Annotated in this window: 8 protein-coding genes; all 8 read right to left on the bottom strand. The window is 52.3% G+C overall.

All coding sequences use genetic code 11. The features are described from left to right. Positions 1-7: 7 nt before the first annotated feature. The gene (locus tag ACFQ0N_RS26490; protein WP_379332019.1) at positions 8-838 is read right to left on the bottom strand and encodes a carbohydrate ABC transporter permease; all 831 of its coding nucleotides are present in this window, start codon (positions 836-838) and stop codon (positions 8-10) included. Between the two features lie 8 nt (positions 839-846). Beyond that, a complete protein-coding gene (locus tag ACFQ0N_RS26495; protein ID WP_379332021.1) occupies positions 847-1,782 on the bottom strand; it encodes a carbohydrate ABC transporter permease in 936 nt (311 codons plus the stop codon). Between the two features lie 37 nt (positions 1,783-1,819). After that, positions 1,820-2,872, bottom strand: a complete 1,053-nt coding sequence (locus ACFQ0N_RS26500) for a serine hydrolase domain-containing protein (RefSeq protein WP_379332023.1) — start codon at positions 2,870-2,872, stop codon at positions 1,820-1,822. A gap of 26 nt (positions 2,873-2,898) precedes the next feature. After that, the gene (locus tag ACFQ0N_RS26505) at positions 2,899-4,221 is read right to left on the bottom strand and encodes an ABC transporter substrate-binding protein (RefSeq protein ID WP_379332025.1); all 1,323 of its coding nucleotides are present in this window, start codon (positions 4,219-4,221) and stop codon (positions 2,899-2,901) included. A gap of 861 nt (positions 4,222-5,082) precedes the next feature. After that, on the bottom strand, positions 5,083-6,096 hold the full coding sequence (locus ACFQ0N_RS26510) for a zinc-dependent alcohol dehydrogenase (protein ID WP_379332027.1): 1,014 nt from the start codon (positions 6,094-6,096) through the stop codon (positions 5,083-5,085). 49 nt (positions 6,097-6,145) lie between these two features. Further along, complete coding sequence (locus tag ACFQ0N_RS26515) at positions 6,146-7,672, bottom strand: S-layer homology domain-containing protein (protein WP_379332086.1); 1,527 nt, start codon at positions 7,670-7,672, stop codon at positions 6,146-6,148. A gap of 21 nt (positions 7,673-7,693) precedes the next feature. Next, entirely contained in the window at positions 7,694-10,429 is a 2,736-nt protein-coding gene (locus ACFQ0N_RS26520; RefSeq protein ID WP_379332029.1) for a DUF4855 domain-containing protein, read from the bottom strand. A 41-nt stretch (positions 10,430-10,470) separates the two neighbouring features. Then, positions 10,471-13,527, bottom strand: coding sequence for a heparinase II/III domain-containing protein (locus tag ACFQ0N_RS26525; protein WP_379332031.1), 3,057 nt, complete (start codon positions 13,525-13,527; stop codon positions 10,471-10,473). Between the last annotated feature and the right edge of the window lie 4 nt (positions 13,528-13,531).

Consider the following 13,531-nt stretch of genomic DNA (forward strand, 5'->3'; position numbering starts at 1 on the left):
AATAATCCTATTTAAAGGTGGAATTAGACATCGCCGATACAATATGCTTCTGTGCAAAGAAGAACACCAGTACAATTGGAATAATGACCATAATACTTGCAGCGCTCAACAAATGGAAAGATAGAGCCTCATTTCCCGCAATCGCTTCCCGCATCGAGGCAATGCCTACGGTCAATACGCGCATTTGATCGGAGTTCGTCATGACAAGCGGCCAGAAATATTCGTTCCAGCTGCTAATAAAGGTAAGCACGATCAGCGTTGCAATTGTAGGATACGCCATCGGAGACAAAATGCGGTACAAGATTGTAAAGCGGCCTGCACCATCCACTCGCGCAGCTTCCAGCACATTGTCGTTAATCGATTTGAACGCCTGTCTCAACAAGAAAATCGCATACGCCGACGCACCGTGAGGAATGATTAGCGCATAGAAGGTGTTGATCCAGCCAACCTTGGAAAGCATAACATAAATCGGTACAAATGTGACTTGAGTCGGAACGATCAGCGCTGCCAAAACAAGCAGGAACAACTTATCTCTGCCCCAAAACTTTCCCTTAGCAAAGGCAAATGCCGCCCATAGCGTCACATTCATTTGGAGAATCAAAATACCCGATGTCTTCGTAATCGTATTGAGCAAATAACGGCCGAATGGCGCCGAGTTCCATGCTTCGATATAGTTTTTCCATAGAAACTTGTCAGGCCAAAAGGACGGCGTCGCCATTCTCAGCTCGTATGGTGATTTGAACGATGTGATTAAAAGCCAATACACCGGGAAAAACATAATCGCTGTTACTACAATAGCACCTGCAATGCGGGTGCTCTTAAATATCGTTTTCCCCATTTATTACCCTACCCTTCGTAATGAACCTTTTTCTTGGAGACGACAAATTGCAAAATCGTCAACAAGATGATGATGATAAAGAAAACGACAACAAGCGCTGATGCTCTGCCCGTTCTATAATCTTCGAAAGCCATCTCGTAAATCCAGTAGACGATTGCCTTCGTAGAGTTGAGCGGTCCGCCCGCGGTCATAATCTTGATCGATTGGAAGACCTGCATGGAAGAAATAAAGTTTGTTACTACCAGGAACAGCGTAATGGGCGAAAGCAGCGGCAATGTAATGTGCCGGAATTGTTTGAACTTGCTCGCGCCGTCAATATTGGACGCTTCATAGTATTCCTGGGGAATACCGCGCAAGCCTCCGATGAAAATAATCATGGCAAAACCGACGCTTTTCCATAACGAAACGGTTACAACAGCGCCGAGCGCCGTACCCGTATTGGTCAGCCAGTTGATGGAATCAAAGCCGAGCCAATTCACGATGCTGTTAGCCAGGCCGTACCGGTCATTGTAGATCCATAGAAAGATCATCGCCGCGATAACCATCGAAATGTAGTATGGCATGAACACAATCATCCGCAAAAAGTTGAACAGACGTGAAGACACATTGAATAGTAAAGCTAAGCATAATCCAAAAAAGAGCGTAAAAAACACATCAATAAAGGTAAATGTTAAGGTTACCTTCATCACTTTAGCGAACATGTCGCCGGTAAAAATCTTCGAATAATTTTCAAAACCTATATACTCTTTGTTCGGCTTGATCATGTTCCAGTTCGTCAAGCTCAAGTATACAGAATACAGGAGCGGATAAAACACAAACGTTGACAGCAAGACAAGAGCCGGTGCCGCAAAACCGAAGTCCTTCCATTTCTCCAGTAAAATCAAACGGGAGCGTTTGGTCTTTTTGCCAGGCGAAGCTTGCTGAGAGCTGCTCTGCGTATTCATGAGAAAAACCTCGTTTCTTTTAAACATAGAACTTTATTTAACATTTACCCCCGAAGAGCGAGGTATAGACCGCATCATGCAGCATCGGCCGCACCGTTCGCAGCAGGCCGCTTTGCCCGTTATGAACAATATTGGTCAGAAAAACGACCGTCAGCTCGCGCTCGGGATCGATCCATAAACTAGTCCCGGTGCTGCCATTATGCCCGAAACTTCCGGGAGAAAAGTATTGCCCGCAGCTGACAGGATCTGTGCCGTTCCACATTTCCCAGCCTATGCCGCGCGTCTGCAAAGGATGTGCCACGCATTCCTTTAGCAGCTCGGGAGCGATTGCCAGCCGTCCTTGCTCAGGATTCAGCCAGTATTTCGCGTACTTGTACATGTCCTCTGCTGCAGAGAACAAGCCTGCACTGCCGGATACGCCGCCCATTTGATGCGTTTTCTCATCGTGAACCTCGCCGCTGATGAATTGTCCCTCCACCATTTCTGTCGCCGCCGCCCGTTCCTTCCAAGCTCCCTCCGGCCGAAAACGGGCCGTTTCCATGCCGAGCGGATCAAAGACGAGACGGCGCGCCAAGCGATCGAGCGGTTCCCCAGACAGCCGGCTTATAATTTCCGCCAGCAAAATCATGCCCAGATCGCTGTACAGCGTCCGGCTGCCCGGCGTAAACAGCAGCTCTTCCCCGTAAGCTTCCCCGATCACATCACGGCCGACTGCCGACCAGGGGCGAGGCCCCAGATCGTCAGGCAAGCCGGAAGCATGCATAAGCAAATGGCGGATCGTCACCTCGCGATGGCGGAAACGGGGCAAGTGCATCGTCACCTTGTCTTCGAGCTGCAGCTTGCCCTCACTGATGAGAACAAGCGCTGCCGGAAGCGTTACAGCAACCTTGGTGAGCGATGCGAGATCGAATAAAGTATCAAGGGATGCTGCATGCTTGCCCTGCGAATTTCCCCATGAACCGTAGGCCTTTTGAAAACGGAAGCGATTCCCGACACTCACATCAAGAACAGCCGCCGGAATTTTCTTCTCTTCGACCCAATTTTCGATCAGACTATCAAAAGGATATTTGAATTGCCCTGTATTGTCCATTTGCCTCGCTCCCGTTCCCTTGATGCTTACAAGTCATCAAGAATTTCGTTGATTTCTTTGGCGGCCTTTTGCATCATTGCCACAGCATCCTGGCCGTTCAGCACCATTTCACCCACAGCTTCTTTGTAACGGTTTCTGAATTCCGGATATGTCGGGTGCTGCAAACGCGGTGTAACGTTGTCAAAGTTTTCAAGCACAGCTTTATATTGCGGCCATCTTTCCTGATAAGCACGGCCTTCTTCGGTGTCAATTACAGACTTATGCGTCGGCAGATAGCCAACCTTTTCAGCCCACTGCAGGTTTTGCTCCGCGCTCGTCATAAACTTGATAAACTCCCAAGCAGCGTCTTTTTCTTCCGGTTTTGCTTTCTCCATCATAACGATGCCTGCGCCGCCAATATTGGATATGCGGGTTTTGTCTCCCGGAACGAATGAAACGCCGACTTCAAAATCTGCATTTTCAACATAAGTTTTAATAATGGCCGAAGAGTGCTGAACCATGCCGATGCTGCCTTCCAGGAACATTTGACGCATCGTATCGGAAGCGCCTTTGCCATAACCGATCTGCATAGCGCCGTCTTTGAACCATTTTTCAAAGTTTTTGATGTAACGCAGGCTGTCTTCCGTATCAATTGCCGCCTTGGTCATATCCTCGTTCAAAATGGAACCGCCGCCATTAATCAGCCAAGGATCGTAATACCATACGTCCCAGCCAGGAACAGCAAACGCATAACGCTCTGTTTTGCCGTTATTGACAACAGCCACTTTTTTAATAAACTCATCCATGTCGTTCCACGTTTGCGGGGCTGTCGCGCCCAAAGAATCAAACAAGGTCTTGTTATAAATCATCACGCTTGTACTTACGATTAACGGGAAACCGAATTGCTTTCCTTGATATGCATACGCTTGCAGCATACCTCCCGAGAAGTCTGTAAGATCCACTTTGTCGCGCTCAATGTATTCCGTTAAATCCTTAAATATACCATCATTAGCAAATGTTGGCAACGACGAAACCTCAACATTCGTTACTGCCGGCACGTCATTAGCAGATACCGCAGCAAGCAGCTTCTGATGAAGATCATCGTAACCGCCCTGAAATACTGGCTCTACTGTAATATGCGGCGCTACTTTTTTAAACTCTTCAATCATGTAGTTCAAGCCTTCAACCTGTGAATCGGAATGGGAATGCCAGTATTGAATTTTAACCGGCTTCTTCTCGTCGGCGCCTCCCTGGTTGCCCGTTTCCCCGGCAGGCTTATTGTTTGTGCCTGAATTCGATCCGCAGCCTGCAGCTAGAGTCAGGATTGCTGTTAGCGCTGTCATTGTCGTCATCCATTTTTTAAATCCCATTTTGTTAACTCCCCTCATATTGAAAAATAGTGATCGAGATATTGCGAGCTGTTCTGAATGATAGCGTTTGGAACAATAACTCCGCCTTTTTTCCGAAAAAGGCAATAAAAAAACCCAGAACACGCAAAGCTAACGGAACTATAGAACATAGTTCTGTATAGCATAAGCGGCATTCTCGGGTTCTCGTCATCTCCACCCAAACCACTATTCAATCCAGAAATTCATGAAACGCTTTCAAATCAAGTTAATCATACTGTAATAAAGTTGTCAAGAAAATAAATCCAAAATGCATAATTATTTATCCGTACGGCCATTGGATTGCTAATATATTATACAAAAAACTCCAAATATATGTGGTATAATTTTGCAATAAAGGATCATAAAAAGGGTAAGCAGAACTAGTTCTCTGCTCCCCCTTTTAAGCAAAATGACACCTATTAATGCTTCATGATGCATCCTCCCCGCCGGTCAGCCAAGCATGATTATACGGCCCTTCTGTCGGTTCTGTCTGGTACTTTGGTTCCACCGACATGATATAGGACATGACGGAATCGGGTATGTTGTCCTTGTCGGTCCATAGAAGCGGTGCATGCATCTTTTTTCTAACGGAAGCTACAGACGTTAATTCGCCAATTAGCTTCCTTTTTGAAATCTAACGGATGAGAGCGACCTTAATAGGACGTTTTCTTGCGAAATCGCGCTCCTGAACATCAAATAGCGGCGCACAGTTCCGTTACAATTTCAAATCGGTCGAATTTTCGAAAATAGCGGCCGTGACTTCCGTTAGCGTTCAATAATACAAAAAACCGCATGGAGTTATCATCCATGCGGCTAGTGTATCGGCAGGCAGGTGCGCTGCTCCTAATCGTAGCGGATAAGGACACCGAGAGAAGTGCCCTGCTCCGCCACCAGCTTCGTATAACCGTAATGCGCTTCCGCAAGCGAGTATTCGTGGGTGATGAGCGCATTCAGCGGCAGCAGTCCGGCTTCCAGTTGGCGAACGAACTCCCGCATATTTCTCCCTTCCGTCCACCGGACATACGACTTCGGATAATCGATGCCCTCATCCTCGTATTGCTTATCGTACCTCCCCGGCCCGGCTGCTCGGGCGATGACCAGGTCGGCCTCCTTCTGGAAAAACAACTCGCGGGAAAACGCCATGGGGATATTGCCCACGACGGCGATTTTGCCGCGGAATGCCGATCTTTCCAAAGCATAGTCGACAATTCCCGGATTTTCGGAATGTGCGCACAGCAAGATCGCGTCAAACCCGTGCCCTTCGGTCAGCTGTTCAATTTTTGCAGCGACGGGTAATGTCTCCCCCGCGTTGTAAACGCAGTCGATGCCAATCGATCTCGCCAGCTCGCACCGCCCGGGGTTTTGGTCCGTTGCGAACACCCGATAATTGGCGTTCAGAGCCAGCCGGGCAATCAATTGTCCCAGCACTCCCTGCCCGATAACCCAGACGGTCTCCCCAAATTGCAGCGCAAGCCGCCGCAAGCTGTGGATCGCAACGGCTCCCGGCCCGATGAAAGCCGCCGGCCTTAACAAGTTTTCCGATGACAGACGTACGCACAACGTTTCAGGAACGGAGAGCCTTTCTGCATGATAGACGTAGGGACCGCCATAGCAAGCTACCCAGTCACCTTTCTTCAGTGTGGTGACTTCGCTGCCGACCTCCATCACTTGCCCGGAAGCGCTGTACCCCAGCTCAAAGCCGTTAGGCACCGAAGGATTGCTTAACAGCTTGAGCTCGGTCCCAGGACTGATAGCCGAATAACGCACCCGGATCAGAACGCGGTTTGCCCGATCGCAATCCGGTTCATCCCCGTAAGCGATTAACGGGCTGCCGTCACTAACTACTATTTTTTTCATGATGCTGTCTCCATCTCCCATTCCACTTTTATCTCATTCATGCGCATCCTTATTTTTTTAGCAAATTGTAAATCATTTGGTCCGCTTCGGCGCGTGTAGCGAAGTTTTGCGGATGAAACAGCTTCGCTTCGTTGCCTTTCACCAGGCCGAGCCGGTAAGCGGCAGAAACGGATTCGGCCGCCCATGCCGAAATGAGCTTTTGATCTTTAAAGGCGGGTTCCGCTGCATCAACACCGGTTTCGCCGTGTTTAACAGAATAAGCTCTAACCAGCATCGTCGCCATTTCCTCGCGGGTTACCGGCCTGTCAGGTGCGAAAGCCGAGTCCGAGACGCCCCGGATAATACCCGCTTCCGCCGCCGCTGCAATCGCCTCAGCATACCAGGCGGCCGGTTCGACGTCGGCAAAGCCGGCTTTGTGCTGGGCGGCAAGACCGAGCAGCCGCGTCAATAACGCAGCGAATTCGGCGCGCGTGACCTTCAGCTCCGGAGCGAATTTAGTGCTGCTGACACCGTTGACGATATGCTTGGCAGAGAGCTCCTTTACCGCCCGGTGCGCCCAATGGGATACAGGAAGGTCAACATAAGATTTGTTGTATTCCAGTACCGCATACTTGCCGGGGCGGTAAACGTTGACCGATATCGTATGCCCGTCTTCGCTTATCGTACCTTGCAGGTACTCTAGTTCCCCGCTATCGGAAATATAATAAATGCCAACCAGCGCCAAGTCCGCATTCGGATCAAGCTTGAACGTAACTTGCAGCGGCTTCTCGAACGAGGCGACCTTCGTTTCCTTACCTGTACTCACATCGACAAGGGCAAGCTCAAGCCGGATCACTTCTCCGGCAGGCGTAATAGCGGCAAACGCCGATTTCGAGACTTTTTCCAAAAGAGCAGGCGTCTCGCTAGCGGGTAAGGGGGCCGCAGTTATGGCAATCCCCATATTCGCCGCATTCCCCTCTGGAAGCTGCAGCAATACCGCTTGCAGAGCTTCCGGCGTGATGCTGATCGTCGCGTGGCCGAACACAACGTCCAGCCGATTGCTGCCGACCGCCGCAGCGGCTTTCGCCATCAGCAGCACGCCTTTCTTGCCCTTTTGAACTTCGATCGTGACGATGCCGTCCTTCCCTGTACCCAGCGCGATCTCGTTAACGATCATTAAATCCGGATCAAGCTGCGGCGATGGCACCGGTATTGGTATTGGTATTGGCGTTGGCGTCGACGGTGTCGGCGGTCCTTCTTCCCTGGATACTGTAAATGTCGAGCTGATCGGAGCCGCAAACCCATCGCCCCCTACATAGGCGGTGTAGTTTCCCGCCAGCGGGTCGGCAATTTTGAATTGGAAGCTGTAGGCCGCTTCGGCATCGCTTGCCTTCTGATCGATATGCTCGACTCTGCCCTCGGCATTTTTCACCAATAGCGTCACTTGCTTGCCAGGCGCTAAGACCGAGCCCGCTACCTTTACTTGTTGGCCGGATACTTCGACGCGAATCGTCGGCCGCTGCTCCTCCCCGTAAGCTGGAGCGGCCGCCATCCCGAATAACAAGCAGCAAATCAGGATCGGAATGAGTTTTCTCATCACTTTGCCTTTGCCTCCTTGTTATTTTTTATCTTTTACTGCGATTAGAATCGGCTCCGCAAGCGGGTTCATTCCCTCCATACTGTCCCAAACGAAACATCTCACTTCATATTGGCCGGATTCGGGCAGCTTGATCATGCCGGTAACCTCAACGGATTTCCCGCTCTCTATCGCTTGGGTAATCGCATTGAAAGAAACCAGCTTATCGGCTGCTTTGTCGTATAGCCCCATAATGAGCGTCATCTGGGCCGAGGAAGCGCTTTTCGCCGTCGCTTTGACCGTCACTTTCGCCTCTTCGCCCAAGTTGAACGACGTTTCCGGGCTCGTTTTCACCAGTTCGATCGGCAAAGCAAGCGCCCCGAGCCTTTTCAGGAGCAGCGCCTTATTCATGCCGTCCGGGAGGGCGTTCACCAAAGCCCTTGCCGCTTGCACATCGGCAGGCAAGAAGGTCGCTTCCGCCTTCACGACGGCGGCGCTTGCCGATGCGTACCGCTCCGCTTCCGTACCCGGTACGATATCGCTGGAGGTAAAGTTCAGGTAGACATTCCCGTCTGCATCCGTCATCGAGCCGTTTGCGTTAATGACAAAATCTCTGCCTGTGACCGCGCTGTCCTCGATGCCGGTCTTTTTCGCAAAATTGAGCGTAACCAGCTCGGGAGCGCCCAACAGCGGGTTGCGTTTCTCCATAAGATCGGCAAAAAATGCATCCTTCGGATCGGCAACCGAGAACCGGATTTTGGCAACCCCCGGCGTTGCCGTATCTACGGTTACTGCCGCTTTGGAAGCGGACGGCACCGTAAAACCTGAATAGTCCACCTTGGCGGCGTCGTAGACGACTTCAAGCGCGCCATCGACATAGCGATCGGCCAAAGGCAGCTTCACAGTCGCGGCGATTTTGCTCTTATCTGCAATATCCATAACGAGACTGGCCGTAAACCTGCGCTGGTATTCGCCTTTCTTGTACTCGTACACCCGATCGTACACGTTGCGCCGAATTGCCGCCACCGAATCCGGAACCTTCTTCGGGTCGAGCGGGCTGTATGCATAGGCGCCATCGACGATTGGCATCGCGGCCATATAATAAGTATTGGAAGTATTCATATAGCCCAAAGATAAACCGTAATTCAAATATTGCGCCAACGTCCGGTAGTCGTCGTATTCAATTTCAATAGACGCCCCGACTTTTTTCGCCAGCTTGGCCATTTCGGGGAAAATAGCCTTTTTACTCGCGTTGAAAGCGAAACTGGGCTGAATCGAAGCCGCGGTAAATCCAAGATCCCTCCATACGTAAGGCGAGCTTGGTCCGATATAAGGAATCCAGGTGAAAAAGTAGTTCTTGCTCTTCAAGTATTCGGCCGTGGACCTAATCGCATCGACTTCCCCTTCTGCTTCAAGAATTCGCTCATGCATCCAGTAGAAGCTGTCCAAGGTTAAATTTTTATAGCCCGCTTGCTCAAAGCGCTTAATGACTTCATCGATATACCATTTGAAGGCGAGTTTCTTGTTCTCAAGCGCGAGGCGATGCATCTCGAATTTGCCTTCTCTCGATTGAGGATCGGCCACCTGATCGGCAAAATCGGCGAAGTTGGTGCTCAGCTTGCTCCCGTCGCCAACAATATCGCCAAAATCGGAACTGCTGATGATCCATGGAATCGACATGTTGATTCTGACTTTTTTATTCGTGCCAAGCTTGGCATTGATCTCCCCGGCAGCCCAGTCGATCGCTCCGAACTGCGTCTCATCCTGGAAAATAAAATCGAGATAAGCAAGCAAATCCTGCTTGGTTACGAATTTTGCAGCGCCGTTGCCGTCCAGGCCGGAAGGCGTGATCATTGCCATGACCGGAAGGGCCAGCAGATCGTCAAAAAACCAGTCCTTAATATTGCCTTGCACGTCAAGATAACCCAACATGGCCAGCGCTTTTTCTTTCGTCCAGTCCGTGAACGCTTTGTTGGCTTCGCTCATCGGCCCTGAATACCAGAGGAACTGGTCTTCGATATTAGCCGATTCGGGCGTTCCCGGGGCCGGCAGCCCGTCGTAATGGAGGCCGTCATGAACGGCCGGCGGAATAACCGCTCCTTCGGCAATTCCTTTTTGCCCCATTACTTCAATTTCATCCGCCCAACCGAACGTATTGATGACAAAAACAAGCTTGACGAATCTCGCTTGCACATTCAGGCTTGAACCGTCCAAATACTTATCCAGCTTATAGACTTTACGATGCATGGAGTTGCCGGCCGTATCGGCAAAAAACAGCGGTGTATCCGGCTCGGCCACACCGATATACCGGTAATCCGTTCCGTCGTTCGATACATAATATCTGACATTGAGCGGCGGCACGATCCCGACGCCGTTCGTTTGACCGAAACCGATTTGCACGCTGTTGACCGTATCGATCTCTTCAAGATCCACAACAACCTCGCGCTGCAATTTACGGTAGAAGACAAACCAATCGGCCGTATCTTCCCAATTGTCCAGGTTGCCGTATTTGCCGTCCGTCAGCATCCATCCTTTCGTTAAATCGGTCGTTTCTTTTGCATATGCACCGATCCCTGCGATTTTGTCGAACACTTCATCTGGCTGGGCAATCGTTACCGGCTTATTTAGCGCCAAATTCACCAAACCGTCCAAATCTCCGCTCACCGCGCGCCCCCCTTCATCCTCGTTCGCGTAAGCGCCAGCCGAGAGAATGCTGCTGAAAATAGCGGTGAGCAGACAAAGAACAAGCACCTTGAGCCGTCGATCCATTGCTTTCATTTCTATCATCCTCCTTCGATAAAAAAGATTGGGATCACTTTTTACACGAATGCAAGCTCGCACCCCGGCTGAATGTCCAGAATGTCAAACGGCTCTCCCTTCGCAAAAGGCGCCGTTATTTTCGCCCGAATCCGCTTCAGTTCCGGAATAGCGATGATTTCAGCCCGTCCGCCCCGCTCCCCCTTGATCCATTTCCCGCAAAACGGCGATTCGGCGCCATCCATCGCCTCGGCTCCAAGCGGCAGCGGATACGATGTATGAATGAGATCACCGGCAATATCACAGACAACCCCTTTGGAGAGAACGATGGAGTCCCGCAATACAACCTTCAGCAAGCTGCCCTCCCGCGAAACTTGCTGAACCGGATACAAGGAAGAATTGTCCCCGCCGGGGCACCGCACTCTCGCGTACCCGCTCCCGGCATCCGGAGTTTCCCCGCCGTCCCGAACCCAGACCGCAGGGGCGCTTTCGTCGACTGCAACAATATTCTCCCAACACTTGGAGTTCCCGATGATTTCCGTCTGCCCGTACTGCATCGTCTCGGCGCATAAACAGGAGCTTTCCGCGACATTGCCGCCGGCATCCAGCCGCATCCACGCGCACCGGCCGCGGATCTTCCATTCCTGGCCGCGCACGCTGGCGGTGATCGTTTGTTGGATCGGGCTGTACACCCAATAATCCGTGCAGCCGTCGGCCAGCTCTACTGCGAGTGCAATGACTGCCTCTCCTGCTGCCGCAATTTCACTGACCCGGATAACGCGTCGCGCGTCTTCTGCAGCGCCGGCTTCCGCGGCATACCACACGGCGGCATACGTCTTCGTCCCTTGCCTGCTTCGCTGCACGAGCATCGGATGCTTCTCCGCCCCGTCTAGACTCGGGCAAAGCCCTGTAAAAAAGCGGTCGCCCTCGGCGCTGAGCCCGAACCAGGTCAGTTCGGTTCCGCTTTCCGCCGTCCATCGCGCTTCCACGAATCGCCCGCTGGGCGCGAACTCCTTTACGCCGTACACATAGCCGTATCCGTTGTTGCATTCCGGCGTCCACAGCCTCGGTTCTTCATCTTCAAGAAGCTCGGAGAACGTCTCTCCCGTTGTCAGCCGCTCGCCGAAGCTTAGACCCGGCTCGTCGTAGTAAAGCTTCTGCTGCGAATCGACTCCCGCCAGCGTCCAATGGTTTGCGTCTGCCGCTTCCGCTCCCGTAAGCCGAAGCTCACTCGGCTCATGAAAAGCATGAAACGCATAATCCGCCGTTTCCGCTCCCTGCACATGGAAGAAATCGACCGTGTATGACCGGCCGCTGTTTAATGAAGCAATGGCCAGCATGCGCCGGTAATCTTCAATGCCGTAAAGCTTGGGCGTGCGGCCTTCCATCGCTCTGACAAGAGCCTCCTGACGGATGAAGGTGAACTCGCCGCCGGCAAACGGCTTGAAGAGCTGCCCCGCTTTCAGGCCGGAATCGAAATTGACCGTCACCGTATTATGGGCGATCGCTTTGGTGCCCCAGCCGTAGTGTGAATTCGTACCGTATATTCCATAGCCGATATCCGCTGAAATCTCCTTGCCGCAATCGTAAAACTGGCAGGCGAGCACATCGTCGTGGGCATGGGTCAGATTGGCTCCCAGACGCATGAGCACCGTCGCATCATCCGTTCCGCGGAGAATGCCGATACCGGCTTGCCCCATGACCGTGTTGTGCTTCGGGAGATCGTAAGCGCCAGCTTCCAAGCCGGCGGCTTCTTCCGGATGCCGGAAGAACAAATCGACTCCCCGGTTTCCGAGACGATCCTTCACCGCCGGATAAAGCTTGACCATGCTGGCACGTGCCTTCTCGCGCAATTGCTCCGACGGGGCAAATTGATAGAAATAGAGCGCCGCTCTGTACGCCTCCGACAACAGTCCGGGATCGGCGGACGTTCCAACCGCGCTGTCCCTTCCCCAATCGCCATAAGAGGGCAAATGCCCATGACACAACATTTCCAGCGGATTTTCCACCGCAAACCGGAAAAACCGGTCGCATCCGAATGGGTGAAAAGCTTCCAGCTGCTCCTTCGTCGAGGCCCGCATCGCCAGCAGGGCAACATCGAGAAACACCGTTCCGGTAAACAGGGAATAGCCGTACGAGCCTTCATAATACTTGCCGTCCCGGCCGATCGCATTGTAGAAATAAGCTTCTACCGCTTCGCGCCCCCATTTGCAGTAATCTTCGTTGCCGAGCGCCAGCCCGACCGCCAGCATCGCGCGCACGCCGTCGGATTCGTGATTTTGCAGATTGGTCAGGTTGCCGTCCCGCAAATCGTAATACGGGCCTCCCGGCTCGGTCAGCATGTAGTCGTTCAGCATCGCTTCGAGATTTTCCCGAACCGTCCCGGGCGCCCCCAAACGCGCGAGCGCCGGTGAAGGAACGTCCAGAAGCTCATTCAGCCCGCCCAGCCAATCGTAGTCGTGAGCCAGAAACACTTTGATCCGGTGAACGATGCTGGTCAGCAAATGCAAACGGCCGATTTCGAAGCCGCTGCCGAATGCCGTAAAATCCCTCGGCCCGATCGAACCCGGATTAACGGCGGCAAAGGCGTCAAGAATGACGATCGCCCTTCGAGCATAGCGAATATCGCCGTCCAGCATATAAAGGTAGGTAAGTTTCGTCACAAGCCCCTCATGATTTCTTACGCCGCCGAGCAGCTCGCCCCCGTAATAGAAGTTCCACATCCCGATCAAATAATAAGCTTTCGGGCCGATTTCCAGCCCTTGGCCGGCATCGGGAAATAACTCGTTCGGCATCGTCATGCTGCAGGCCGGGCATGTCAGCTTCTTGGCGGGGAGCTCCCCGATGGCCGAGAACATGCCGCGCTGCTTTTCCGGGTCCAGCGGGAACGCGGTGCCGCAGGCCGGGCATCCGGAGATGCCGTAAGCGAACGCCTCTCCCTTCATCCCCAGCACGCATTCGCGCACCTGCTGCTCGCTCAGCTCTTCCAGAAACCGGTCGCACTGTTCCTTCCACGTCTCATACGTTCGGAGCGCCCAAGGGAACAGCTCCATATTCCTTCGCGCAAGACGAATATGGCTTTCCGTGAAATACAGGCCACGCTGCGGTTTTACTTCCATTCAA

The organism is Paenibacillus sp. GCM10027626, from assembly GCF_042676285.1.
In the GTDB taxonomy this organism is placed as follows: domain Bacteria; phylum Bacillota; class Bacilli; order Paenibacillales; family Paenibacillaceae; genus Paenibacillus_Z.

Bases quoted from the DNA above. Each gene is read 5' to 3' on its own strand.
- ACFQ0N_RS26520 (WP_379332029.1), bottom strand. From the start codon at position 10,429: ATGAAAGCAATGGATCGACGGCTCAAGGTGCTTGTTCTTTGTCTGCTC.
- ACFQ0N_RS26495 (WP_379332021.1), bottom strand. From the start codon at position 1,782: ATGAATACGCAGAGCAGCTCTCAGCAAGCTTCGCCTGGCAAAAAGACC.
- ACFQ0N_RS26515 (WP_379332086.1), bottom strand. From the start codon at position 7,672: ATGAGAAAACTCATTCCGATCCTGATTTGCTGCTTGTTATTCGGGATG.
- ACFQ0N_RS26500 (WP_379332023.1), bottom strand. From the start codon at position 2,872: ATGGACAATACAGGGCAATTCAAATATCCTTTTGATAGTCTGATCGAA.
- ACFQ0N_RS26490 (WP_379332019.1), bottom strand. From the start codon at position 838: ATGGGGAAAACGATATTTAAGAGCACCCGCATTGCAGGTGCTATTGTA.
- ACFQ0N_RS26510 (WP_379332027.1), bottom strand. From the start codon at position 6,096: ATGAAAAAAATAGTAGTTAGTGACGGCAGCCCGTTAATCGCTTACGGG.
- ACFQ0N_RS26505 (WP_379332025.1), bottom strand. From the start codon at position 4,221: ATGGGATTTAAAAAATGGATGACGACAATGACAGCGCTAACAGCAATC.
- ACFQ0N_RS26525 (WP_379332031.1), bottom strand. From the start codon at position 13,527: ATGGAAGTAAAACCGCAGCGTGGCCTGTATTTCACGGAAAGCCATATT.